We start from the raw sequence: 22,012 nt of genomic DNA on the forward strand, positions 1-22,012 counted from the left end.
ATCCCACCCTTGAGATGTGGCGGGTTGCGCGCAGCGGAGCCAGATTGAAGGGATCTCCTTGAAGCCGCCATGGCAGCCTCCGTTCTCTCGGCCCCGATGGCCAGCATCGGTGTGCCGAAGGAGATCAAGCTCGATGAGCAGCGCGTGGCGCTGACTCCCGATGCGGTGCGGGAACTGGTGAGCCAAGGCTTGGAGGTGCGCATCGAAACCGGAGCCGGGGCTGGAGCGGGAATCGGTGACGACGCCTTCGCCGCCGCCGGTGCCCAAATGGTGAGCCGCGACGAGGCCTGGGGCGCCCATTTGGTGGTGAAGGTGAAGGAACCGCAGGCGGAGGAATTTGTCTATCTGCGGAAGGACATGGTGCTGTTCACCTACCTGCACCTGGCCGCTTATCCCAGCGTTGGCGAGGCCCTGCTGGAGGCAGGCACCGCTGCCATCGCCTACGAAACCGTGCAGCTGGAGAACGGCAGCCTGCCGTTGCTGGCACCGATGAGCGAAATCGCGGGGCGCTTGGCGGCCCAGGTTGGAGCTCACCTGCTGGAGAAACCCCACGGCGGCCGCGGCGTGCTGATGGGGGGCTGCACCGGCGTGCAACCGGCCCGGGTGGTGGTGCTTGGCGCCGGCACCGTGGGGTGGAATGCCGCACGAACGGCCGCCGCCATGGATGCCGAAGTGTTGCTGCTCGACCGCTCACCCCAGCGGTTGCGCAGCCTGGAGGCCGACCGGCGCGGTCGCTTGATGAGTGTGGTGAGCAGCCGCGGGCTTCTGGAACGGTTGGTGCCAACGGCGGATCTGGTGATCGGAGCCGTGCTAACCCCCGGTGGGCGCGCCCCCACCCTGGTGGATGAGCAGATGGTGAAGCAGATGCGGCCCGGTTCGGTGATCGTGGATGTGGCCATCGACCAAGGCGGCTGCATCGCCACCAGCCAGGAGACAACCCACCGCGATCCCACCGTGACCATCCACGGCGTGCAGCACTACGCCGTGGGCAACATGCCTGGTGCGGTGCCGTTCACCTCCACCGAAGCCCTGGTGAGCGTGACCCTCCCGTACATCCTGGGCATTGCCGGGCGGGGCCTGGAGGAAGCGGTGACGGAACGACCGGAACTCATCTCCGGCCTGAACACGGTGCAGGGATCGGTCTGCCACCCCGGCGTGGCCAAAGCACTGGGGGTGCCGCCGCGGCATCCGATGGCCTGCCTGCGTTAGCCCTCCAAGTGGAGTGCACCCACATAGAGCCAAGGACCATCCTCCGCGCCGTCGCGCCGCTGAAACAGGGAGGTTTCCTTCAGCACCCCACCGCGGTAACGGGCTTCAAACTGCACCGTTCCCTCCAGATCCCGCGGGCCGCCGGCGCTGACAGCCAGCACCGTCAAGCCGAGCCAACGGGTCTGCCGGCAACTCCGCTCCAGGGAACGACGCCGCTGCTGTGCTGGAACATCCGGCTCGGGATGGGTGGCCAGCAGATAGTCGATCTCGCCATGCGCAAAAGCTGAATATCTAGAGCGCATCAGCTGTTCAGCCGTTTCGGCACGCTGATCGCCGCGATGCAGGGGCCCGCAGCAGCTGCGATAAACACAACCCCCACAGGGGCAAGGGCTCTGATCGAAGGCTCCACCAAAACCGCCAGGCATCAATCCAACCGTTGCAGTGCTGGCAGTGGCCGGCCCAGGGACGCCGGACTCAATCCCTCCCGCAGCGCCAACACCAACCCTGCTGCCTCGCTGTAACTGCTTGCATGGAGAACGCCCTGGCTCAAGCCAAGGGCATCGGCCGTGACCGACAGCACCGCGGGGTTCTCCACTGTGATCAGCGGAACATTCCGTTCCAAACAAGCCAGCACCGCTTCACCCCCGAGGGCGCCCGCGGGCACCACAACCGCCCCCAATTGCGTCGCATCAAGATCGCCAGGCTGCCGGGGGGCGCTCACCAGATCCGGTGCCCGGCTCAGCCCCACCAGCACGCAAGCCAAGAAGGTGTAGCCGAGCTCCTCACCCGCCGCCCTTGGATCCAGCTGCGGATCCAGGGGCAAAGGGTCCAAAGCGGGCGCGTGGGCACAGGGGATCTGCAGGTGCTGCACCAGCAGGTGGCTGATCACCGCTTCAGCACCGGCCAGAGCATCCACGCCACTGCCCTGGCGATACGCCGCCAACGCGTCACTCTCCGGATCCTCCGGGAAGCGGGCCACCACCGCAATCGCCGTCGCCCCGGCCTGCTTCAAGCGTTCACCGGCTCGCAACAAGGCATCAGGACGCCCCAATCGCCCCCAGCTGGCGCCACTGGCACCACACTCAAGTGTCACCTCAAGCGGCGCATCCGTTGAAACCACCGGGCCGATCTCCAAACCCAGGCTGGCTCGGCAGCCCTCAGCCACCTGGATCTGGCGCTGGGCCAGCTCGGGCTCGATGCCGACATCCAGCAGCAAGCCGATCCGTTGCCTTCGCACCGGCCGCAGGGCCCAGTCACCCACGGCAAACCGATCGAGGCCATAACCCTCTACATAGATCACGCGGGAGTCGCTCCAATACAGCGAAGCCCCGTTCATCACATTGGGATGGGTGATCAGGCAGCCGCTCGCTGCAGCAAGCAAGCGGGCTGACGGCAGGGCGTCACCGGCGTAGCCACCGATGTCACAACCGATGCCCGTGGGCACCAGCATCAGCGTTGGCAGCGGTGCCGAGCTCACGCGCTGATCACTGCCTCCACTTGAAGGGTGCGAGCACCATCGGCACTGGAGTGCACTGCGGTAAGAGCCCACCGCAGCAGATCACCCTCCTGAGCCAACTGCTGACGGATCCAGTTGCGCAGCTCAACCAATGGCACATCAGCGGGCCAAGGAAACTGGCGTTGCAGGCTGTGGAGCCTCACTTCTGGTATTGACCGAACTGGGCTTCGTAGAGCGCATCCTCTTGCCCCGCCTTGAGGGTGAGATCAGCCCGCGGGAAAGCCACGCACAGCAGGCTGTAGCCCTGCTGCTGAAGCTCACCCTTCACACCCATGGCATCGGGCTGCTCAACACTGCCCTCGCTGATCACCGCAGCACAAGTGGTGCATACCCCGGAGCAGCAGGAGCTGGGGAGGGTGATGCCAGCGGCCTCAGCAGCATTCAGCACCGTCTGGTCAGCGCGGCAGGGAAAGCTGTGGGTTTCGCCTTCGAACTCGGCGCGGACGGTGTAGGTGGCCACGTCGGACATGCCGGGCTCAACAGAGAAGACGCCGCATTCTCTCAGGCAATGGGCTCGTCCAGCGAGTCCCAATGGCGGGGGTGGGGCGCCAGATATTCCGGCGAACCACCCTGCACGGGTGCTGTCAGCACGAAATCAAAACTGATGGAACAGCGCAGCTCATCTGGGGAGTCGTTGGGCAGAACGCTGTGGTGCAGGCTCGACGGAAACAGCACCAGTAAACCGGGGCGTGGGGCCAGATCCCAGTGGGCCTGATTGAACGGGTGGCCTTCAGCAATCGGGCAGCCGTAACCCACCGCCAAACCCGCCACCAACTCATTGGGTTGATCGGACGCATGCAGCCGCAACACGCCTTCTTCTCCCGAGCCGTTACCCGTGAGGTACAGAACAGCGCTGAGATGGGCATTGGGGTGATGGTGGCGGCCAACCGCTTGATCCCAATCACTGATCACCGGCCAGCAACGCTGCAGATGCAGAGCCACTTGGCTTCGCTCAAACCCAAGCGAATCGAGATAACTCCAGGCCTGCTCAACCACCAACTGAGCCAAGGCCTGAAAGGGCTGCTGTTGATGCAGCTGCCACACCCCATGCAGGTCCCCCGTCCAGGCGCAGCCATCATTGGGGTTGCCCTCGGCCGGGCCGCGAAGCTCCAAAAGAGCCTGCATGCAGGACGCCTGCTGCAGAGGGTCGAGAGGAAATTGCGTCGTTGCCACGACGGTGGGGAAGAGCTGATGAAGCTGAAGCACGCCCACGCCCTCAAACCGCTCCGCTTCACCGTAAACACAACACAAAAAAGCCGGCCCCGAAGGACCGGCTGTCTATGAATCGATCGACCGAAAAGATCAGCCGAAATGGTTAGCCAACAGCGGCGGCGCCACCTGCAACTTCCAGGATCTCCTGGGTAATCGCAGCCTGACGGGCCTTGTTGTAGTCAAGGGTGAGGCTCTTAGCCAACTCCTTGGCGTTGTCGCTGGCGTTGTTCATGGCCGTCATCCGGCTGGCCAGCTCGGAGGCTGCCGATTCCTGCAGGGAACGCAGCATCTGGTTCTGCAGATACAGCGGAAGCAGTGCATTCAGCAACTGTTCAGGGGTCTGCTCAAACACGATGTCCGAAGGAATCTTCGGCTCGGTGTTGGCAGGGCCTGCACCAGGCTCCACCGTCAGAAGGCCGTCCTTGGTGGTGAGACGGAAGATCTCATCCTCGGGATCAGCGATGTCCTGAGGATCCAAGGGCAGAAGGGTCTGAACCACGGGCTTGCAGCTCACCAGGTTGATGAACTTGGTGAAGATCAGTTCGACGCGGTCGGTGCTTTCGGCCAGGAACTCAGCCAGCAGATCCGTGGAGATCGTGTTGGCCTCATCGGCGGTGGGCACCTGTTCCAGACCGGAGAAGGTGGCCTGGATCGGGTAGTCCCGACGGGTGAAGTAGCCGATGGCTTTGGTGCCGATCAGCAGCAGCTTCACGTCGAAGCCCTTTCCCTTCAGCTCAGCAAAACGCTGTTCCGTGCGCTTGATGATGTTGGCGTTGTAGCCACCACACAGGCCGCGATCGCCGGTGACCGCCACCAGGGTGATGGTCTCCACATTGCGCTGCTGCATCAGGGGAGATGCCGCATCTTCGAAACCCATGCGGGACTGGAGGTTTTCCAGGATCCGGGCCAGCCGATCCGCGAAGGGACGGCTGCGGAGCACTTGCTCCTGGGCGCGACGCACCTTGGCCGCAGCCACCAGGCGCATGGCCTCGGTGATCTTGCGGGTGTTTTTGACCGACTTAATTCGGTCTCGGATTTCCTTGAGATTCGCCATGTCGGCAGCTCCTTCAGGCCGCAGAGGCGACCATGGTGGACACGACTTCGGTGATGGCGTCCTTGAGGATCGCCTCAGCCTCAGGGCTCATCACTTTCTTCTCCTGGATTTCGGTGATGAACTCAGCCTTGTTGGACTTGAGGTACTCACGCAGTTCGCGGGAGAAATCAACAACCTTGTCGACGGGGACGTCGTCGATCAGGCCCTTCACACCGGCGTAAACGATGGCGACCTGCTCAGCCAGGATCAGGGGGCTGAACTGAGGCTGCTTGAGCAGTTCACGCAGACGCTTGCCGCGCTCCAGCTGCTGCTGGGTGGAAGCATCCAGGTCAGAAGCGAACTGGGAGAAGGCGGCCAGCTCGTCGAACTGGGCCAGCTCCAGCTTGAGGGTGCCGGCAATCTTCTTGATGGCCTTGGTCTGGGCAGCACCGCCCACCCGGCTCACGGAGATACCCACGTTGATCGCAGGACGCAGACCGGAGTTGAACAGGTCAGAGCTGAGGAAGATCTGACCATCCGTGATCGAAATCACGTTGGTGGGGATGTAGGCCGAAACGTCACCGGCCTGGGTCTCAATGATCGGCAGGGCGGTCATGGAACCCTTGCCCATGGCGTCAGACAACTTGGCTGCACGCTCGAGCAGACGGCTGTGGCAGTAGAAGACGTCGCCGGGGTAAGCCTCTCGACCGGGCGGACGACGCAGCAGGAGCGACATCTGGCGGTAGGCAGCAGCCTGCTTCGAGAGATCGTCGTAGATCACCAGGGTGGCCTTGCCCTTGTACATGAAGTACTCGGCAATGGAGGCGCCGGTGTAAGGAGCCAGGTATTGCAGCGCAGCGGGCTCGGAAGCGTTGGCCGCCACGATCACGGTGTAGTCGAGGGCTCCGCGCTCACGCAGCACTTCAACGACGTTGGCCACAGAAGCAGCCTTCTGACCCACGGCGACGTAGACGCAGATCATGTCCTGATCCGCCTGGTTCAGGATCGTGTCGATGGCGATGGCGGTCTTGCCGGTCTGGCGGTCACCAATGATCAGCTCGCGCTGGCCACGGCCGACGGGGATCATCGCGTCGATAGCGGTGATGCCGGTCTGCATCGGCTCATGCACCGACTTGCGCTGAATGATGCCGGGCGCCATGGATTCGATCAGGCGCGTCTCGCTGGTGGCAATTTCACCCTTGCCATCGATGGCACGGCCCAGGGAGTTCACCACCCGGCCCAGCATGGCTTCACCCACGGGCACAGCAGCAATCTTGCCGGTGGCCTTCACCGTGCTGCCTTCCTGGATGCCATATCCCTCACCCATAAGCACCGCGCCGACGTTGTCGTCTTCGAGGTTCAGGGCGATGCCTTCGGTGCCGTCCTCGAATTCGAGGAGCTCACCGGCCATGGCTTGCTGCAGGCCGTAAACGCGGGCGATGCCGTCGCCCACGGTGAGAACGGTGCCGACATTGCTGACGGAAACCGACTTGTCGTAGTCCTCAATTTGCTGCTTGAGGATGGCGCTGATCTCGTCGGGACGGATGGAAACCATGGCGTGTGATCCCAGCTGGGAGTGTGGGGGGAAGAAGCGGTGGAGGAAGAAGTGAGGTCAGCTCGCCTTGGCGAGTGCCAGACCGAGGCGACGAACCTGGCCAGAAAGGCTGGCGTCGATCACCTGAGATCCGAGACTCACGACGAAACCGCCGATTAGGGACGGATCCACACTGAGGTCGATGTCGACCTTGTTGGTGCCGGCCATGGCCTGCACCTTCTTGGAGAGGGCCGCTTGCTGCTCTTCGCTGAGAGCCTGGGCTGAGCGGACCTGAGCCAGGGTGATGCCCTGCTGCTCGCGATAGAGCTCGAGGTAGCGAAGCATCACCGCATCGAAGGCAAGGAGTCGCTGCCGATCCGCCAAGACCTTGAGAAGGTTGAGAACGGACGGGGTGACCTGCTCACCCACGAGGGCCTTGAGGGCCTGCTTTTTGGCATCCGGCTCAAGAACCGGAGACACCATGGCGTCGCGGAAGTCTTCGGAATCGTTCCAGATCGCAAGCAGTTGCTTGCATTGATCAGCAACGGTTTCAGACTCACCTCGGGCTTCGGTGACCTGAAGCAATGCTTCGGCGTAGGGGGTGGCCAGAGAGTTGAGGAGAGGCATCAGGCGTTCTCCAGATTTTTGATGGTGGAATCGATCAACTTGGCCTGAGCACTGGCGTCGAGACGACCCGGAAGCTGGGCAAGAACATTGTCGATTGCCGCCAGAGCAGCTTCACGACGGAGGCTGTCCTTGATCCGGGCAGCATCGGCCTCTGCATCAGCATCGGCACCGGCCTTGACGGCAGCCATCGCAGAGATGGTGCGTTTCTCGCCTTCGGCACGAATGCCTGCGGCGCGGGCCTGACCATCAGCACGAATCTTCTCGGCTTTCTGCTGGGCAGCAGCCAACTCGGACTGAGCCTGGCTCAGGTTTTCAGTGGCGGTCTTCAGGCGGGACTCTGCGTCCTGCAGGTCCTGAAGGATGGCGGCGCGGCGGCGTTCCAGGATTCCTCCCAGGAAACCGCGCAGGAACCAAACCAGGAGACTGATCACAATGACCAGGTTGACCAGATTGGTTTCGAGCGGATTGAAATTGAGAGACATCACGCGGCCAGCAAACGGTTGATGATCGTGGTGCTCAGCTGATCCACCTGGCCCTTGAGTTGGGTTCGGGCGGACTCACGCTCGGCCTCGATGGCACGACGGCTTTCCTCTTTGGTGCGGTTGGCTTCAGCTTCCGCCTGGGCCAGTGCTTCGCGGTAAAGCCGGTCAACTTCTTGTTCCGCCTCGATAATCACGGCCTGAGCGGCCTGGCGGGCACCTTTTAGCTGTTCAGCCAGATCAGCCTCCAGGCGTTCAACCTGGGCGAGCTTCTGCTTGGCATCAGCACGACTGGTGGAGATGTAGCCCTCGCGATCTTCCACGACCTTGCCGACCGGACGGAAGAAGAGGACATTGAGCAGGAAGGTGAGGAGAACCACCTGAACCGCCATCAGCGGAAGGGTGGCATCGAGGTCAAAAAGACCTCCCTCCGGAACACCTGCTTCAGCGAGCAGAAGCCAGGTCATGGAAAGGTGCGCTGGGAAGGAATCGAAACAAGAAGTTCAGGAGGGGGATCAGCGATCCCCCTGCACTGATCAGCCGGCGAAGGGGTTGGCGAACAGAAGCACCAGAGCCACCACCAGGCCGTAGATGGTCAGCGATTCCATGAACGCCAGGGACAGCAGCAGGGTGCCGCGGATCTTGCCTTCGGCTTCGGGCTGACGGGCGATGCCCTCAACAGCGCCGCCGGACGCGGTGCCCTGACCGATACCAGGGCCGATGGCGGCGAGGCCGACTGCCAGGCCAGCAGCCACAACGGAAGCGGCGGAGGTGATGGAATCCATGTTGGGTGGTGTAAGGGGAAGCGCTGGGGAGCGCTGTACGGAATGGACTTGGGGATCGGTTCCCCCCGCGCAGGGACATTCCCGAAGGAACGGGCCCGGTTGCAATGCCGGACCTGCGCGCGGATGTGTTTAGCAGATCGCCGTTCTCAGGCGATAGAGGGGATCGGTTTTTAGTGGGCCTCGTGAAGGCCTTCACCGATGTAGAAGGACGCCAGGGTCGCGAAGATCAGAGCCTGAATGGCACTGGTGAACAGACCCAGAAGCATCACAGGCAGGGGCACGATCAGCGGAACCAGATACACCAGAACTCCCACTGCCAATTCGTCGGCAAGGATGTTTCCGAACAGACGGAAGGAGAGGGAGAGAGGCTTGGTGAATTCCTCGATGATCTTGAACGGGAGCATGATCGGGGTCGGCTCCACGTAAAGCTCGAAGAAGCGCAGACCCTTACGGCTCAGGCCGGCATAGAAGTACGCCAGTGACACCAGCAGAGCCATCGCCACGGTGGTGTTGATGTCTGCGGTGGGAGCGCCGAGCTCACCCTCAGGGAGTTCGAAGATCTTCCAGGGGATCAGGGCTCCGCCCCAGTTGCTCACGAAGATGAACAGGAACAGGGTGCCGATGAACGGCAGCCAGTCGCGGTAGTACTTCTCGCCGATGTTGTCGCGGGCGATATCGCGGATGAAATTCCAGAGGAATTCGAGCAGGTTCTGCAGACCGATCGGGTCACGCTTCATCCCGCGGGTGCCGACAAGCACCACAGCCAGGAGGATGCCGATCAGGATCCAGGAGCTCAGGAACACCTGACCATGCAGATACAGATCGCCGATCTGCCAGTACAGGTGGTGACCCACTTCCAGTTCAGCGAACGGGAGTGGTAAGGGCAACAAAGCCATGGGTGCAGAGGAAAGTGCTCAGACTCAGCGGTCGTCGAGGACGTGCTGAAGAATCAGGGCGGGCTTGTAGAGAAGGAATCCCAGGAAGGCCGGCAGCAGATCGAGCTGAGGCAGCTTGGCCGAACCAACCACAAGCAGTGTTGGAACGATGAGCTGAAAACGCCCCAGTCCACGGGACTGGTCACTGAGCCGGGCCACACTGCGAGCCAACAAGCGCACGTACAGAAGTCCGGCGCAGGAGCCCACAAGAACACTGCCGGCCACCGAGAGATTCATGGTGAGAGCCACGATCGGAACCGTGACGAGTGACACCAGAACGGTGGCCAACAGCAGGCGACGTTGAAGACGGTAAAAATCCTCCAAGCGCTGCCTGAAATGGCGCGCGGAATCTATCACGCGTTCGCTGCTGTTATTCCTGCAACAGCAGCAGCTGGCGATCCACAAGATCGCGGATCTGATCCGGAGACGCAAGGGCCCCCAGCCTCTGTTGCGGCTGCTCAGCGACAGTCCGCAGCAGGGAGCGGTCGGCATCCGTGAGCTGAATGGGCTCCATGTTGCGACCAAGAATCGGATCGGGTTCTCCCCAGAGGCAGGGCTGAACCAAACCCCTGGCCTGGCCGAGGGCCTCATCACTCCAGCAAGCTCGCTCCACTGGTGCCGCAGAGAGAAAGAACTCGAAGTGGCTAATGTCGGGATCCAGCTGCTCCACAAGCTCCCACTGCTGACGCGGTGGCAAGGCCTGGGCTCGTTCCAGCAGCTCTCCCTGAAGAAGGCGGGCTGGATCCCAGACCTCCGGATTGGAGAAGCCGGCGAAATGCAGACCCGCCGTTTCGATGAACGCGAAGAGGCGCTCGAGGTCGTAACTGGTTTCCTGCGGGTGCAGGTACATGTCCGCGAAATTCGCGTCAGGGGCGCAATCCACAGCCCAGCGTTCCCGGTGATGGCGGGCCAGGCGGTTGCCCTCCGGCAGGGTCTCGAACAGCTCCCGCCCCAGATGCAGGCCCTCCGAGCCTGTGCCGGCATTCAGAAGACTCAGCGCTTTCTGGGTGCGATGAATCTCCCAGCGACCGGCATCGGCATAAAGAAAGAGATGCAGCAGACCCGACGGAGCCAGGCGATCCGCCAGGGAGCGCAGCCCCGCCTCCGGCTGATCCAGGTGATGCAGCACCCCCACCGAATTGATGTAGTCGAAGGCCCCTTCGTCGGCCAGATCAAGAAGACTGCGCTGCTCCTGACGCAGGTAGGTCACTTGCTCGACCGCCCCGGAGCGCTGGCAACGTTCCCGGGCCACCGCCAGAGCCCCATCACTGATGTCCACCCCGAGCACGTCAGCCCCCGGATTGAGATGGCAGAGGTAATCGGTGCTCACCCCGGTTCCGCAGCCGGCATCGAGGATCCGCGGCGCCTTCATCCCCGAAGGGATCGATCCGTGCACTGCAGCTAAAACGCTGCGATGACACCAGCGCCAGTTGTATCCAGGTGGCGGTCCGTCCTGCAGTGGATCCCCTGGGAAGGGGAAGCGGTCATAAAACGCACTCACCACGGGAGTCGCAGCATCACTGGGCTTGGGGTGGGTCATGCAGCGCTGATTTCGCGCCTGCGAGCTTTTCACGTCAGACCCGTGGATCCCCTGCAGCACCGCAAGGCCTGCAAACATTTGTTCATGGGGCCACGGAGGGCCATCCCAGCAGCCGTAACGTGGCGCGATCCGGCTTGCTTTCGTCGATGACAGTGACCGCCAGCAGCGGCAGCCCGCGCGTGTCTCCCCAACTGTTCGACACGCTGCCGCTCTCCAGCGTCCGTCAGGCAGAGCAGCAGGACCGTTTCCCTGACAACGGGGAACTGGACAGTCTTGTGACCTTTTTCCGAACCGGTCAGGACCGGATCGAAGCGTCCCGGATCATTGCGGCCAACGCCGAGGCCATCGTGGCCCGCGCCGCCAACAGAATTTTTGTGGGAGGTACGCCCCTCTCCTTCCTTGAAGCACCGCTGACAACGGGCGAAACCGAGCGTTCAACAGCTCAGGAAGCCACCCCGCTGGCTGCTGACCAAGCCGCTTTTGAGCAGTCGGTGCGCACCTTCACCGGCGACAGCAATAGCACCAAGCGGGGCAACTTCCTCACCCGCCTGCTGGAAGGAGCCGGAGGGGATGCTGATATTCGAGTGGTACTTCCCACAGGCTTCAACGCCATCAGCGTGGCCAAATACGGCCCGGCCTTCATGCGCAAGTCGGTGCGCGACATGGGTTGGTTCCTGCGCTACGTGGGCTACGCACTGGTCGCCGGAGACCCCAGCATCCTTGCGGTGAACACCCGCGGGCTCCGGGACATCCTTCTCGAAAACTGCTCCCTGGCCGCCACCAATGTGGCCCTTCAGGAAATGCGTGCCGCCTCAGCGGAGCTGCTCAGGGATCGTCCTGAAGCCCGTCAGATGACCATCGACTGCTTCAACGTGCTGTTGCAGGAGCTGGCCATCCCCACTCCCAGCACCAAGCAACGCCAGGGGAGTGCGGTGCAACAGGGCCTGCAGCTGCCAGCGATCTACGCCCTGGCCTCCGAGGGACGCCAGCTGTTTGAAATGCGGCCGGGTCTGTCGGGTGCCGAGAAGGCAGAAATCATTCGTGCCGCCTACCGCCAGGTGTTTGAGCGCGACATCGCCAAGGGCTACTCCCAGACCCCCTGTGCAGACAAAGCCAGCGCGGTTGCCCAGGGCCAGATCTCAATGCGCGAATTCGTTCGCGCCCTCGGCCGCAGCAAGGAATACCGCCAGCAGTTCCACGACGGTTTCGTCAACAGCCGCGTGGTGGAACTGGCTTACCGCCACTTCCTCGGCCGGGGCATCAGCTCCCTCGAGGAATTCCGCAAGTCGTTCGCGATCCTCAGCGACCAAGGCCTCAACGGTCTTGTGGATGTGCTGGTGAATTCCTCTGAATACGCCCAGGCCTTCGGAGAAGAAACCGTTCCCTACCTCCGGGATCTCGGAACGGAAGCTCAGGAAAGTGCCGGCTGGGGCTCCAACCGCAAGCTGTTCAACTTCAGCGCTCCGTTCGATGGCGCACCGCAGTACGTCACCCTCTACGCCTCCTACCGCCAGCCCTTTGCCGACCAACACGTCTACGGGGGTGGCAATGATCCGGTGGCGAACAAATTCGGCGCCATCTTCCCGAGCGGAACCGCCTCGGTAGCAACACGGCCAGCGCCTTACGGCTATGACAGCCGCCGACTTCTGGTGAGCAACGGGCTCAACAGCCCCGGACAGCTGGACAGCGCCAGCTTCCGCAAGAGCCGCCCCCGCAAGGGTGGTCCACGTGTGATGCGACTTCAGCAGATCGCCACGGGTGGCACTGTGAATCCAGGGCGAGGCGGTCAACCCAGCGTCCGTACGACTGAGGCCAGCACACAAGCCGTCATCAAGGCTGTTTACGTGCAAGTGCTCGGCAACGCCGGCTATGCGGGAGAGCGGATGAGCTCTGATGAAGCCCGCCTCGAAAACGGAGACATCTCGCTCAAGGATTTTGTTAAGGCAGTCGCCAAATCCGATGCTTTCCGACGCCGCTACTGGAGCGGTCTCTACATCGTGAAGGCGATCGAAGTGATGCATCGGCGTTTGCTGGGCCGACCCACCTTCGGCCGCTGGGAAATCGATGCGCTCTTCGATACAGCCGCAAGACAGGGCTTCTACGGCGTGGTGGACGCACTAATCGACAGCAAGGACTACAGCGAAGCTTTTGGGGCCGACACAGTCCCCTACGAACGTTTCATCACACCTGGTGATGTGACTGCACGCCGAACTCCAGGCTGGTCACGTGCTCTCAAGCTTGAGGCTGCCGCTGACCTCACCCTCAGCAGCCGTCCAGAAACACAGCGGTCCGAGGCATTCCGCAGTAGTGGCGATGTGACGCCACGCAACCTGCCCGACACGCAAAAAACAGCCACCCAAGAGTTCACAACAACGACGAGCGGAAACTCCGCTGCGCCCAGTTGGCTGTCGGTAGTGCGTCAACAACGTCTTGCGTCCAACAGGACTGGCTTCCCGATGCGGCGAGCCAGCAACTCAACGCCAACCAGCATTGGTGGCCGGTCGTGGAGCGTTGAGCTGATTTCTTCCAATGCGCGGAGCGGGCAAGCACTCCCACGCATGGGGATGGCTCTTGTCACAGAAGGCGCTGAAGGATTCCGCTTGCGGGGTGGACTTCCCGCGACGCTGGAGCTGAAACAGCCGTGCAGCGAAGATGAGCTCCAGACTGCTGTAAATGCAACATACAAGCAGCTTCTCAACCGTGTCCCCACAGGGAATGAGCGTCTGATCAGCGCGGAATCACGACTGCGGAATCAGGACATTGACCTGACCGAGTTCATTGCTGAAGTAGCGATGAGCGAAGCGTTTCAGAACCGAATCGCCACGATGGCACCGCTTCGGGCCGCGTCCGCAGCAGGTCTGGCTCTGCTGGGACGGGCCACCACCCCAGCGGAAACCAGCCGCTTCCTGATCACCCGCGCACAAGCGGGTCATGGCGCTGCCGTGACTGAACTATTGGCGGAACGGATGACCACGACGGTGCCCCGCATCGACGGCATGGCGACCGCATCAGGGGTCAACCAAGCCACCATCCAGCGCACGGCCTCGCTCTACCGCGGCAATGCAGGCCTGACTCCTCCCACAGGCGACGCGATCTGATCCTCGGGTCTCCATTTCGCTGACAAACAGCATCCACAAATCACTGTGGTTTTTGTGATCCGATCCCGGTGAAGTAAGGCTTCATCGGGATCATTTTGTGCGTCGTGACCACATCAGGGGCGATCTCACAGATCGCAGTGATGCCAAGGCTTCTCCGCAGAACAAATGCGCCGTGAAGAACTGTTACCTGGCCAAATCTCCCTGGCCAATGCCAGCGCAGAATGCATCAGCCGAATCCAAGGGAGCGACCTCACCACGGTCAGTGTTGACCGATGTGAACAAGTCCCACTCCCAACGCTTCGACCCCCTGTCCCAGCCTTTAGTCTGGGACGCGATCCCTCGGGATCACCCCTTATTCACCGGATACCGGTCTCCTACGGGCGGCCGCTTGTTTCGAGGCAGAACTGCATGAGCATCGTCTCCAACTCGATCATCAACGCGGACGCCGAAGCCCGCTACCTCAGCCCTGGCGAACTCGACCAGATCAAAGCCTTCGTCACCGGCGGTCAACGCCGTCTGCGCGTGGCCCAGGTCCTGTGCGAGAGCCGCGAGCGCATCGTCAAGCAGGCTGGTGGTCAGCTGTTCCAGAAGCGTCCCGACGTCATCTCCCCCGGCGGCAATGCCTACGGCGAAGAGATGACCGCCACATGTCTGCGTGACATGGACTACTACCTCCGCCTCGTTACCTACGGCATCGTTGCCGGTGATGTCACTCCGATCGAAGAGATCGGTGTGATCGGCGCGAAAGAGCTCTACCGCTCCCTGGGCACTCCCCTGGAAGCCATGGCAGAAGCCGTGCGCGAAATGAAAATCGTCGCCATGGGCCTCCTCACTGGAGCCGACGCAGAGGAAGCCGGCACCTACTTCGACTACGTGGTTGGCGCCCTCGCCTGAACCGCACGCTGATTTTCCCTCTCGCCTCCTCACGGATCCATGCAAGACGCCATCACCAACGTCATCAACAAGTCGGACGTCCAGGGCCTCTACCTGGACACGGCTTCGATGGGCAGCCTCGAGTCGTATTTCGCCAGTGGTGAACTGCGCGTGCGCGCTGCCGCCACCATCAGCGCCAATGCTTCGGCCATCATCCGCGATGCCGTGGCCAAAGCTCTGCTGTACTCGGACATCACCCGTCCGGGCGGCAACATGTACACCACCCGCCGCTACGCCGCCTGCATCCGCGATCTGGACTACTACCTGCGGTATTCCACCTACGCCATGTTGGCTGGCGACACCTCGATTCTCGACGAGCGTGTTCTGAACGGCCTCAAAGAGACCTACAACTCCCTGGGCGTGCCCATTGGCGCCACCGTCCAGGCCATCCAGGCCATGAAGGAAGTCACCGCCGGACTGGTCGGCCCTGATGCCGGCAAGGAAATGGGTGTCTACTTCGACTACATCTGCTCCGGTCTCGGCAACTGAGCCCCATGCGGTTGTTCAAGGTCACCGCCTGCATCCCCAGCCCTGAAAAGGTTCGGACGCAGCGCGAATTGCAGAACACCTTCTTCACCAAGTGGGTGCCCTACGACAGCTGGTTCGCTGAACAACAGCGGATCCAAAAGCAGGGCGGCCGCATCATCAAGGTGGAGCTCTGCACCGGGGGTCAGCAGGTCAACGTCGGCAACTGAACTCCGCTCCAAAGCGAATTACGAGCCCGGTTCAATACCGGGCTTTTTTATTGGCCATCAACTATGGAGGGTCTGCGCCACCAAAGCATCGAGATCCGGAAGAACAGCGGCATCTCCCTCCCCCAACCAGAGCACGTACTCGTGGTTGCCGGCAGGCCCTGTGATCGGCGAAGCCACCAAGCCCTGGGGCTGCCAACCCGATTCAGCCGCCGCTCCAATCACGGATTCAATGGCATCCCGGTGGGCCGCAGGGTCACGAACCACGCCGCCCTTGCCAACGCGGCTCTTGCCCACCTCAAACTGCGGCTTCACCAGCACCAGCGCATCGGTCTCGCCCCCCCCGCAACAACCGGCGCAACGCCGGAAGAATCAGCCGAAGGGAAATGAACGACACATCGGTGACCGCCAAACTGGGCCAGGGGTCGTCGGCTCCATAGAGATCGTCGGGCTGCAGATGGCGCAGGTTGGTGCGTTCCCGCAGCACCACCCGTTCGTCGGTTCGCAGGCTCCAGGCCGTCTGGCCGTAACCCACATCAACGCCATAAACACGGGTGGCGCCATGCTGCAGCAGGCAATCGGTGAAGCCGCCGGTGGAGATGCCGCCATCCAGGCAGACGCGCCCCTCCACCAGTACAGGGAAAGCCTTCAAGCCCGCCAACAGTTTTTCACCCCCTCGAGAGACGAAGCGGGGGGGGCTGCTCCACCCGCAGTTCTCGCTCCGGCGTCACCTCCGTTCCGGGCTTGTCCAACAGGGTGCCGGCGCCATCCCGCACCTTTCCAGCACGAATCAATTGCTGCGCCTGTTGGCGTGAACTGACCAATCCACGGGTCAGGAGTTCCAGATCAAGACGCTGTTTGGACGCCATTGCGACATAAAAGCAGACCGATCCCGAAGAAAACCGGCGATCCAGCGGCTGGAACGTGTTCTGCCTGGAGGATTTCCTCAATTCGCGTCGAGGGACGTGTCCAACCACCGCCCCCAACCCGCCAAGGTGATGCCGCTGTTGCAGCCGGGCAGCTTTGTGCGACTCGACAACCAGCCCTGCGATCTGCCGCCCTTCCAGGTGCTTCACTGCCGCGGGGGGCGCTGCTGGGTGCGCCAGCAATCCTGGGGATCCCACGTGCAATGGGAAGTTGAGCATGAGCGGTTGAACGTTGCGTAAGCGAAACCGCTGCTCATCAAGCCCTGCAAAGACTCCCAGCCAACAATTCTCTTCAATCAGTGCCTTGGCAAGGCAACCATTTCACGGCTCAATGGTGCATTGATGCTGGTTGAGCAAACGTTTGGGTCAAGCGACAGCCCCACAAAGAGCTTCGAGACGACGGGGTAAGCAAGAAACTCAGACGTTGGCTCTGGTTCAGCGGCTGCTGCCCTTGCCCTGGAAGCTCTGGCCAGCAGAAGCTCGCTTGCTGATGGGGCTGGCGGGATTCTGGAGTGTGGCAGGGCTGGTGGTGTTGGCGTCCGCAAGCTGGTGGGTGGCCCTGCGGGAAATGGGCGATGGCGGTTTCTATCTGAAACGGCAGGCGATCTGGCTCCTGGCCAGCTGGAGTTTGCTGGGCATCACGATTTCCACCAACCTGAGGCGATGGCTGCGCTGGTCAGGCCCGGGACTGTGGATGGGCTGCCTGCTGATCGCCGCCACCCTTGTGATGGGAACCACGGTGAACGGCGCCAGCCGTTGGCTGGTGCTGGGCCCGCTGCAGATGCAGCCCTCGGAGCTGGTGAAACCCTTCGTTGTGCTGCAGGCCGCCAACCTGTTCGCTCCCTGGAGCCGGATGAGCCTCGACCAGAAGCTTCTCTGGCTGGGGAGCTTCGGCGGGCTGCTGCTACTGATCCTCAAGCAACCCAACCTCTCCACAGCGGCCCTGATGGGACTCACGCTCTGGATGGTGGCCCTGGCGGCTGGGCTGCGCTGGCGAAGTCTGCTTGGGACAGCATTGGGCGGCATCGCTCTCGCCGGCTGGAGCATTTCGAAAAACGAATACCAATGGCTCAGGGTTGTTTCCTTCATTGATCCCTGGAACGATCCGAGGGGAGATGGCTATCAGCTGGTGCAGAGCCTGCTGGCGATCGGATCGGGCGGTTGGATGGGGCAGGGCTATGGCCTCTCCACCCAAAAGCTCCAATACCTGCCCATCCAGAGCACCGACTTCATCTACGCGGTGTTCGCCGAGGAATTTGGTTTCGTGGGCTCGGTGCTGCTGCTGCTGTTCCTGATGATGGTGGCCTGGGTGGGGCTGCGGGTGGCCCTGCGCTGCCGAAGCAACCAGACCCGGCTCGTGGCCATCGGCTGCACCACGATCCTGGTGGGCCAGTCGATCCTGAACATCGCAGTGGCCTCTGGGGCGATGCCCACCACCGGTCTGCCACTGCCTTTGATCAGCTACGGCGGCAACTCCCTGATGTCGAGCCTGGTGATCCTGGGTCTGCTGATCCGCTGTTCACTGGAATCCACCGGCTTGATCGGGGGACGATCCAACGGGCGCCAACGGTCGTTGCGTCAACGCTGAGCCTGGTCTGGTGACAGGCTTGCCTGGATAGGCTTTGCACACTCAAGGGCACCTGTGGACCTGCTGCTGCTCTCCGATTTGGCCCAGAGCAGCGAGCAGCTGCTGCAGCGCGCCCTGGCGGATCCAGGCCCACTGACGCTGGCACTGGTGTTTGGTGGCGGCGCCCTCACCAGTCTTGGGCCGTGTTCCCTGTCCTTGCTGCCGGTGACGCTGGCCTACCTGGCGGGCTTTGACGATGGCCAACCGGCCTGGCAGCGCAGCCTCGCCTTCTGCGGCGGCATCGTCGGTGCCCTGGTGGTGCTGGGAAGCATTAGCGGACTGCTGGGCCGGATCTACGGCCAGGTGCCGGCACTGATCCCCACATTGGTGGCGATCCTGGCGGTAGCGATGGGGCTCAACCTGCTGGGGGTGCTTCGGATTCCACTGCCCAGCGGTCCAGACCCGGAGCAATGGCGTCAGAAGGTGCCGGCCCCGCTGGCGCCGGTTGCAGCAGGACTGGCCTTCGGGCTGGCGGCCTCACCCTGCACCACCCCCGTGTTGGCGGTGCTGCTGGGCTGGATTGCCCAGAGCGGACGTCCCCTGGCAGGGGTGGCCCTGCTCAGCAGCTTCGGCTTCGGCCAAGTGCTGCCCTTGCTGCTGGCGGGCACCTTTGCAGCAGCCATCCCCAAACTGCTCGCCCTGCGGGGCATCAGTCGCTGGGTGCCGCCAGCCAGTGGAGTGGTGCTGCTCACCAGCGGCCTACTCACCCTGCTGGCCCGCTGGAGCTGATGGGAATGACGAGCGGGATGGCCCCACTAAAACGCCTGGCCGCCTGGCTCAGCGATCTGCGGCTGGCGATCGTGCTGCTGCTGCTGATTGCCCTGGCCAGTGCCGTGGGCACCGGCATCCCCCAGGGGGATCCGCCCTCCAGCTATATCGATGCCTATGCGGACACTCCCTGGCTGGGGCTGCTCAACGGCGAACAGGTGCTGCAGTTGCAGCTCGATCATGTGTATTCCAGCGGCTGGTTTCTGGCCCTGCTGGCCTGGCTGGGTCTCGCCCTGATCCTCTGCAGTTGGCGCCGTCAGTGGCCGGCCCTGATGGCGGCCCGGCGCTGGATCGACTACCGCACCACACGCCAGCTGAGCAAATTGGCCATCGCCGAAAGCCAGCCCTGCGCTGACCCCAGCCGGGCTCTGACGCAGCTGGAGACGGTGCTGCGGGCCGGCGGATGGGAGGTACAACGCAAGCCACAACGGCTGGCGGCCCGACGCGGCGCCATTGGCCGGGTAGGGCCCTTGCTCGTGCACACCGGCCTGGTGCTGTTGATGCTTGGCGCGGCCTGGGGGGCGCTGGCGGGGAACCGCTTGGAGCGCTTCCTGGCCCCCGGCCGCAGCCTCGATCTGCTGGATCGCGATGGCGCAACCCAACTGACCATCACCCTGGACCGCTTCGCCATTGATCGGGATCCGGCGGGCCGAACGGAACAGTTCCGCTCCGCTCTGCAGCTGCAGGGCCCCCGCCAAAGCTTGGATGCCGAGATCAGCGTGAATCACCCGCTGCGGCACCGGGGCATCACCATTTACCAGGCCGATTGGTCACTGGCGACGATCAGCCTGCAGATTGGGCGTAGCCCCGTGCTGGAGCTGCCGCTACAGACCTATCCGGAGCTGGGTGATCAGATCTGGGGCCTGGTGCTACCGACACGCCCCGATGGAACGGAACCGGTGTTTCTGAGCCTGGAGAGCGAACAGGGGCCCGCCACGGTGTTCGATGCGGACGGCCAGCAGCTCGCACGACTGCGACCGGGTGGTCCCGCCGCTGAGGTGAAGGGCTTGCCGATGCGGGTGGACGCGGTGCTGCCGGCCAGCGGACTTTTGCTCAAGCGGGATCCAGGAGTACCGCTGGTGTACCTGGGCTTCGCAGTGCTGCTGGTGGGCGGTGGGTTGAGCCTCGTGGCCACCCGGCAGCTGTGGGCCATCGCAGCCGATGGAACCCTCAGCGTGGGTGGCCTCTGCAACCGCAACCTCGCCGCCTTCGCCACTGAATTGCCTCAGTTGGTGCAGCAGGGGGTGGTCGATCAGCAGGGCTGACGGGTGCCGTGACTCACCCGCACCACGGTGTGCACGTTGCCGCGGGGGTTGAAATCGGCTTCCAGCTGCATCCACACCGGATCAGTGGCCGCCACCAGATCATCAAGGATGCGGTTGGTGACCTCCTCATGGGAGATCGACTGGTCGCGGTAGCTGTTCACATACAGCTTGATCGCCTTCAGCTCCACCACCCGCGGCCCGGGTTGATAGATCAGGCGCAATACCGCGAAATCGGGATAGCCGGAGAAGGGGCATTTGCAGGTGAATTCCGGCAGCTCGATCGACACCTCGTAGGGGCGCCCAGGCCGGGGGTTGTCGAAGCAGATCAGCTCGGCTTCGGCGATGGCGCGTTCGCCGTAGAGGGGGGTCTGGGTCAAAGGGCTGTAGGGGCCAGTTCTGATCAGCGACCCTAGGAAGTCAAGCTTCGGCAGCGTTCTGTAACAGCGGCCACGCACGGCTTTGAGAACCGCGGCATCCTTGAATCAAGATCCGTATTCCCCTCATGAAAAAGGTCGAAGCAATCATTCGTCCTTTCAAACTGGAAGACGTCAAGGTGGCGCTGGTTGAGGCCGGCATCATCGGCATGACTGTGAGCGAGGTGCGGGGCTTCGGCCGCCAGAAAGGTCAGGTGGAGCGCTACCGCGGCTCGGAATTCACCGTTGAATTTCTGCAAAAACTGAAGATTGAAGTGGTGGTCGAGGACGACCGCGTCGAAGAGGTGGTTAAGTCGATCGCCGATGCCGCCCGCACCGGAGAAATCGGTGACGGCAAGATCTTCATCAGCCCTGTGGAATCAGTGGTTCGCATCCGCACCGGCGACCGCGACAGCACGGCTCTCTGAGGTAATAACGCCAGAACAGCCCTATCCGCCGCGGCGTTCTCCAAGCCTGAGCGGATCAAAACCAATGGAGATGCCGAATTCCTCGGCAAATTCCACCACCCGACACCAGGCCCGGTCCCCTTTGGTTCCGGGCCGAACAATGCCTCGAAGAATCACAGGGGCAGAGCTGCTCTGCAGCGACATCTCGAACAACGGCCAGCCCACCTCCGCCTGAACGCCGTCCTCCCGGAAGGTGGGGCTGACATCCATGGCCCCGATGAGCAGCCGGCGGTGGCTTGCATCCCAGGCGAAAGGCAACTCGTAACGCTCCAGCAGATCGGATGCCAAGGCCCAGGAACGGCCCGAGGAATCCAACTGAACCGAGAGCTCACGGCCGCGAGCCTGAATGGTGGTGGTGCCCCGGAAGGCAAGCCGTTCCTGCTCAAGCCGCCCATCCGGCTCCCGCAACAGCGCCTGAATGCGATGCCGCAACTGGTCCCCTCCGTAGGTGGAACCGTTCTGGGACAGCTGCAGCAGATCCCAGCGCTCCCCGGTCCCGCCCCAGATCACCGGTCCGTAGTTGTCGTGCATCCAACGACCATCGCGGTTGGAGGCTGCTTCGGCATGGGTCATCACCCGCTCAACCGTGATCTGCTCCGCACCCCAGCCCCAGCTGCGGGCAACGGCAGCGGCCTTGGCGCAGAGGCTGTTGAGTTGGGACTCCGTTGGGGGCTGTGTCCATGGATCGGGCACACCGCCCATGCAGGCACAGGACAGCGCGACGCTGTTGCGGTTGCGGCCATAGGTGTGAGCCGGCAGATCCACGTTGTAATCATGCAACCGGTGCACACGTCCATCACCGCTGATGATCGAGTGATAGTGCCCAGGGCGGATCCAGTCGTAGGGCGTTGCCGTCCAGTGCAGGTAGAGCGTTGGGGTCATGGCCCAAGGATGGCGACAATCCAGAGGTCAAACGACGCTGCTGAGGTCGAACGACTTGCTGAGGCTCACTC

At 62.7% G+C, this 22,012-nt stretch carries 26 protein-coding genes and 1 pseudogene; 10 read left to right on the forward strand and 17 right to left on the reverse strand.

What is annotated here, in order from left to right:
• Window positions 1–69 precede the first annotated feature (69 nt).
• Window positions 70–1,209, forward strand: coding sequence for an alanine dehydrogenase (gene ald / locus DXY35_RS03130; protein ID WP_114989499.1), 1,140 nt, complete (start codon window positions 70–72; stop codon window positions 1,207–1,209).
• Here the strand turns inward: ald and DXY35_RS03135 are convergent.
• From DXY35_RS03135 to DXY35_RS03200, 14 genes are all read right to left on the reverse strand, one after another.
• Window positions 1,206–1,634 carry a YchJ family protein gene (locus DXY35_RS03135; RefSeq protein WP_115080995.1) on the reverse strand — a complete coding sequence of 143 codons (429 nt, stop codon included), beginning with the start codon at window positions 1,632–1,634 and terminating at the stop codon, window positions 1,206–1,208. The genes ald and DXY35_RS03135 overlap by 4 nt on opposite strands.
• Window positions 1,634–2,686, reverse strand: a complete 1,053-nt coding sequence (locus tag DXY35_RS03140; protein ID WP_115080997.1) for a DUF3326 domain-containing protein — start codon at window positions 2,684–2,686, stop codon at window positions 1,634–1,636. The genes DXY35_RS03135 and DXY35_RS03140 overlap by 1 nt, the downstream gene beginning before the upstream one ends.
• Window positions 2,683–2,823, reverse strand: a complete 141-nt coding sequence (locus tag DXY35_RS03145; protein WP_244272892.1) for a hypothetical protein — start codon at window positions 2,821–2,823, stop codon at window positions 2,683–2,685. The genes DXY35_RS03140 and DXY35_RS03145 overlap by 4 nt, the downstream gene beginning before the upstream one ends.
• 41 nt (window positions 2,824–2,864) lie before the next feature.
• Complete coding sequence (locus tag DXY35_RS03150; protein ID WP_114989502.1) at window positions 2,865–3,194, reverse strand: 2Fe-2S iron-sulfur cluster-binding protein; 330 nt, start codon at window positions 3,192–3,194, stop codon at window positions 2,865–2,867.
• A gap of 32 nt (window positions 3,195–3,226) precedes the next feature.
• Window positions 3,227–3,937 (reverse strand): putative 2OG-Fe(II) oxygenase, encoded by a 711-nt coding sequence (locus DXY35_RS03155; RefSeq protein WP_115081085.1) that lies wholly within the window; start codon window positions 3,935–3,937, stop codon window positions 3,227–3,229.
• A gap of 103 nt (window positions 3,938–4,040) precedes the next feature.
• Complete coding sequence (locus DXY35_RS03160; protein ID WP_114989503.1) at window positions 4,041–4,991, reverse strand: F0F1 ATP synthase subunit gamma; 951 nt, start codon at window positions 4,989–4,991, stop codon at window positions 4,041–4,043.
• Between the two features lie 13 nt (window positions 4,992–5,004).
• Complete coding sequence (atpA, locus tag DXY35_RS03165; RefSeq protein WP_114989504.1) at window positions 5,005–6,525, reverse strand: F0F1 ATP synthase subunit alpha; 1,521 nt, start codon at window positions 6,523–6,525, stop codon at window positions 5,005–5,007.
• Between the two features lie 57 nt (window positions 6,526–6,582).
• A complete protein-coding gene (atpH, locus tag DXY35_RS03170; protein WP_115010103.1) occupies window positions 6,583–7,131 on the reverse strand; it encodes an ATP synthase F1 subunit delta in 549 nt (182 codons plus the stop codon).
• The gene (locus tag DXY35_RS03175) at window positions 7,131–7,613 is read right to left on the reverse strand and encodes a F0F1 ATP synthase subunit B (protein WP_114989506.1); all 483 of its coding nucleotides are present in this window, start codon (window positions 7,611–7,613) and stop codon (window positions 7,131–7,133) included. Before DXY35_RS03175 ends, atpH begins: the two co-directional genes overlap by 1 nt.
• A complete protein-coding gene (locus DXY35_RS03180; RefSeq protein ID WP_114989507.1) occupies window positions 7,613–8,077 on the reverse strand; it encodes a F0F1 ATP synthase subunit B' in 465 nt (154 codons plus the stop codon). The genes DXY35_RS03175 and DXY35_RS03180 overlap by 1 nt, the downstream gene beginning before the upstream one ends.
• 69 nt (window positions 8,078–8,146) lie before the next feature.
• Window positions 8,147–8,395 (reverse strand): ATP synthase F0 subunit C, encoded by a 249-nt coding sequence (gene atpE / locus DXY35_RS03185; RefSeq protein WP_006851467.1) that lies wholly within the window; start codon window positions 8,393–8,395, stop codon window positions 8,147–8,149.
• Between the two features lie 170 nt (window positions 8,396–8,565).
• Window positions 8,566–9,291: a F0F1 ATP synthase subunit A gene (gene atpB / locus DXY35_RS03190; protein ID WP_006852023.1), complete on the reverse strand. Its 726-nt coding sequence runs from the start codon at window positions 9,289–9,291 to the stop codon at window positions 8,566–8,568.
• 24 nt (window positions 9,292–9,315) lie between these two features.
• Entirely contained in the window at window positions 9,316–9,654 is a 339-nt protein-coding gene (locus DXY35_RS03195) for a hypothetical protein (RefSeq protein ID WP_115081001.1), read from the reverse strand.
• A 46-nt stretch (window positions 9,655–9,700) separates the two neighbouring features.
• Window positions 9,701–10,870, reverse strand: a complete 1,170-nt coding sequence (locus tag DXY35_RS03200; protein ID WP_115081086.1) for a bifunctional 2-polyprenyl-6-hydroxyphenol methylase/3-demethylubiquinol 3-O-methyltransferase UbiG — start codon at window positions 10,868–10,870, stop codon at window positions 9,701–9,703.
• Between the two features lie 146 nt (window positions 10,871–11,016).
• Between DXY35_RS03200 and DXY35_RS03205 the strand changes: the two genes are divergently transcribed.
• From DXY35_RS03205 to DXY35_RS03220, 4 genes are all read left to right on the forward strand, one after another.
• A complete protein-coding gene (locus tag DXY35_RS03205; protein WP_115081003.1) occupies window positions 11,017–13,968 on the forward strand; it encodes a phycobilisome rod-core linker polypeptide in 2,952 nt (983 codons plus the stop codon).
• A gap of 408 nt (window positions 13,969–14,376) precedes the next feature.
• Window positions 14,377–14,862: an allophycocyanin gene (locus DXY35_RS03210; RefSeq protein ID WP_114989510.1), complete on the forward strand. Its 486-nt coding sequence runs from the start codon at window positions 14,377–14,379 to the stop codon at window positions 14,860–14,862.
• A gap of 39 nt (window positions 14,863–14,901) precedes the next feature.
• Complete coding sequence (apcB, locus tag DXY35_RS03215; protein WP_006849956.1) at window positions 14,902–15,390, forward strand: allophycocyanin subunit beta; 489 nt, start codon at window positions 14,902–14,904, stop codon at window positions 15,388–15,390.
• A 5-nt stretch (window positions 15,391–15,395) separates the two neighbouring features.
• Window positions 15,396–15,596, forward strand: coding sequence for a phycobilisome linker polypeptide (locus DXY35_RS03220; RefSeq protein ID WP_006851140.1), 201 nt, complete (start codon window positions 15,396–15,398; stop codon window positions 15,594–15,596).
• A gap of 57 nt (window positions 15,597–15,653) precedes the next feature.
• Here DXY35_RS03220 and DXY35_RS03225 read toward each other — a convergent pair.
• Window positions 15,654–16,462: pseudogene (locus tag DXY35_RS03225) on the reverse strand (TlyA family RNA methyltransferase).
• A 96-nt stretch (window positions 16,463–16,558) separates the two neighbouring features.
• On the opposite strand from DXY35_RS03225, the gene DXY35_RS03230 reads away from it, so the two are divergent.
• The 4 genes from DXY35_RS03230 to DXY35_RS03245 all read left to right on the forward strand — a co-directional run bounded on the left by DXY35_RS03230 (window position 16,559) and on the right by DXY35_RS03245 (window position 20,179).
• Complete coding sequence (locus tag DXY35_RS03230; RefSeq protein ID WP_115081005.1) at window positions 16,559–16,759, forward strand: hypothetical protein; 201 nt, start codon at window positions 16,559–16,561, stop codon at window positions 16,757–16,759.
• Window positions 16,760–16,868: 109 nt separating this feature from the next.
• The gene (locus tag DXY35_RS03235) at window positions 16,869–18,107 is read left to right on the forward strand and encodes an FtsW/RodA/SpoVE family cell cycle protein (RefSeq protein WP_371681725.1); all 1,239 of its coding nucleotides are present in this window, start codon (window positions 16,869–16,871) and stop codon (window positions 18,105–18,107) included.
• Between the two features lie 54 nt (window positions 18,108–18,161).
• Window positions 18,162–18,875, forward strand: coding sequence for a cytochrome c biogenesis CcdA family protein (locus DXY35_RS03240; RefSeq protein ID WP_115081008.1), 714 nt, complete (start codon window positions 18,162–18,164; stop codon window positions 18,873–18,875).
• Window positions 18,876–18,880: 5 nt separating this feature from the next.
• Window positions 18,881–20,179 carry a cytochrome c biogenesis protein ResB gene (locus DXY35_RS03245; RefSeq protein ID WP_115081087.1) on the forward strand — a complete coding sequence of 433 codons (1,299 nt, stop codon included), beginning with the start codon at window positions 18,881–18,883 and terminating at the stop codon, window positions 20,177–20,179.
• Here the strand turns inward: DXY35_RS03245 and queF are convergent.
• Window positions 20,167–20,556: a preQ(1) synthase gene (gene queF, locus DXY35_RS03250; protein ID WP_006851779.1), complete on the reverse strand. Its 390-nt coding sequence runs from the start codon at window positions 20,554–20,556 to the stop codon at window positions 20,167–20,169. The genes DXY35_RS03245 and queF overlap by 13 nt on opposite strands.
• 125 nt (window positions 20,557–20,681) lie before the next feature.
• Here queF and DXY35_RS03255 point away from each other — a divergent pair, with 125 nt between their 5' ends.
• Window positions 20,682–21,020, forward strand: coding sequence for a P-II family nitrogen regulator (locus tag DXY35_RS03255; protein WP_006851285.1), 339 nt, complete (start codon window positions 20,682–20,684; stop codon window positions 21,018–21,020).
• 21 nt (window positions 21,021–21,041) lie between these two features.
• On the opposite strand, the gene DXY35_RS03260 is transcribed toward DXY35_RS03255, so the two are convergent.
• Window positions 21,042–21,941 (reverse strand): N-acetylmuramoyl-L-alanine amidase, encoded by a 900-nt coding sequence (locus DXY35_RS03260; protein ID WP_115081010.1) that lies wholly within the window; start codon window positions 21,939–21,941, stop codon window positions 21,042–21,044.
• Window positions 21,942–22,012: the final 71 nt, after the last annotated feature.

This window comes from Synechococcus sp. N32, from assembly GCF_900473895.1.
Taxonomy (GTDB): domain Bacteria; phylum Cyanobacteriota; class Cyanobacteriia; order PCC-6307; family Cyanobiaceae; genus Parasynechococcus.

Bases quoted from the DNA above. Each gene is read 5' to 3' on its own strand.
- ald (WP_114989499.1), top strand. From the start codon at position 70: ATGGCAGCCTCCGTTCTCTCGGCCCCGATGGCCAGCATCGGTGTGCCG.
- DXY35_RS03135 (WP_115080995.1), bottom strand. From the start codon at position 1,634: ATGCCTGGCGGTTTTGGTGGAGCCTTCGATCAGAGCCCTTGCCCCTGT.
- DXY35_RS03150 (WP_114989502.1), bottom strand. From the start codon at position 3,194: ATGTCCGACGTGGCCACCTACACCGTCCGCGCCGAGTTCGAAGGCGAA.
- DXY35_RS03160 (WP_114989503.1), bottom strand. From the start codon at position 4,991: ATGGCGAATCTCAAGGAAATCCGAGACCGAATTAAGTCGGTCAAAAAC.
- atpA (WP_114989504.1), bottom strand. From the start codon at position 6,525: ATGGTTTCCATCCGTCCCGACGAGATCAGCGCCATCCTCAAGCAGCAA.
- atpH (WP_115010103.1), bottom strand. From the start codon at position 7,131: ATGCCTCTCCTCAACTCTCTGGCCACCCCCTACGCCGAAGCATTGCTT.
- DXY35_RS03175 (WP_114989506.1), bottom strand. From the start codon at position 7,613: ATGTCTCTCAATTTCAATCCGCTCGAAACCAATCTGGTCAACCTGGTC.
- DXY35_RS03180 (WP_114989507.1), bottom strand. From the start codon at position 8,077: ATGACCTGGCTTCTGCTCGCTGAAGCAGGTGTTCCGGAGGGAGGTCTT.
- atpE (WP_006851467.1), bottom strand. From the start codon at position 8,395: ATGGATTCCATCACCTCCGCCGCTTCCGTTGTGGCTGCTGGCCTGGCA.
- atpB (WP_006852023.1), bottom strand. From the start codon at position 9,291: ATGGCTTTGTTGCCCTTACCACTCCCGTTCGCTGAACTGGAAGTGGGT.
- DXY35_RS03200 (WP_115081086.1), bottom strand. From the start codon at position 10,870: ATGACCCACCCCAAGCCCAGTGATGCTGCGACTCCCGTGGTGAGTGCG.
- DXY35_RS03205 (WP_115081003.1), top strand. From the start codon at position 11,017: ATGACAGTGACCGCCAGCAGCGGCAGCCCGCGCGTGTCTCCCCAACTG.
- DXY35_RS03210 (WP_114989510.1), top strand. From the start codon at position 14,377: ATGAGCATCGTCTCCAACTCGATCATCAACGCGGACGCCGAAGCCCGC.
- apcB (WP_006849956.1), top strand. From the start codon at position 14,902: ATGCAAGACGCCATCACCAACGTCATCAACAAGTCGGACGTCCAGGGC.
- DXY35_RS03220 (WP_006851140.1), top strand. From the start codon at position 15,396: ATGCGGTTGTTCAAGGTCACCGCCTGCATCCCCAGCCCTGAAAAGGTT.
- DXY35_RS03245 (WP_115081087.1), top strand. From the start codon at position 18,881: ATGACGAGCGGGATGGCCCCACTAAAACGCCTGGCCGCCTGGCTCAGC.
- DXY35_RS03255 (WP_006851285.1), top strand. From the start codon at position 20,682: ATGAAAAAGGTCGAAGCAATCATTCGTCCTTTCAAACTGGAAGACGTC.
- DXY35_RS03260 (WP_115081010.1), bottom strand. From the start codon at position 21,941: ATGACCCCAACGCTCTACCTGCACTGGACGGCAACGCCCTACGACTGG.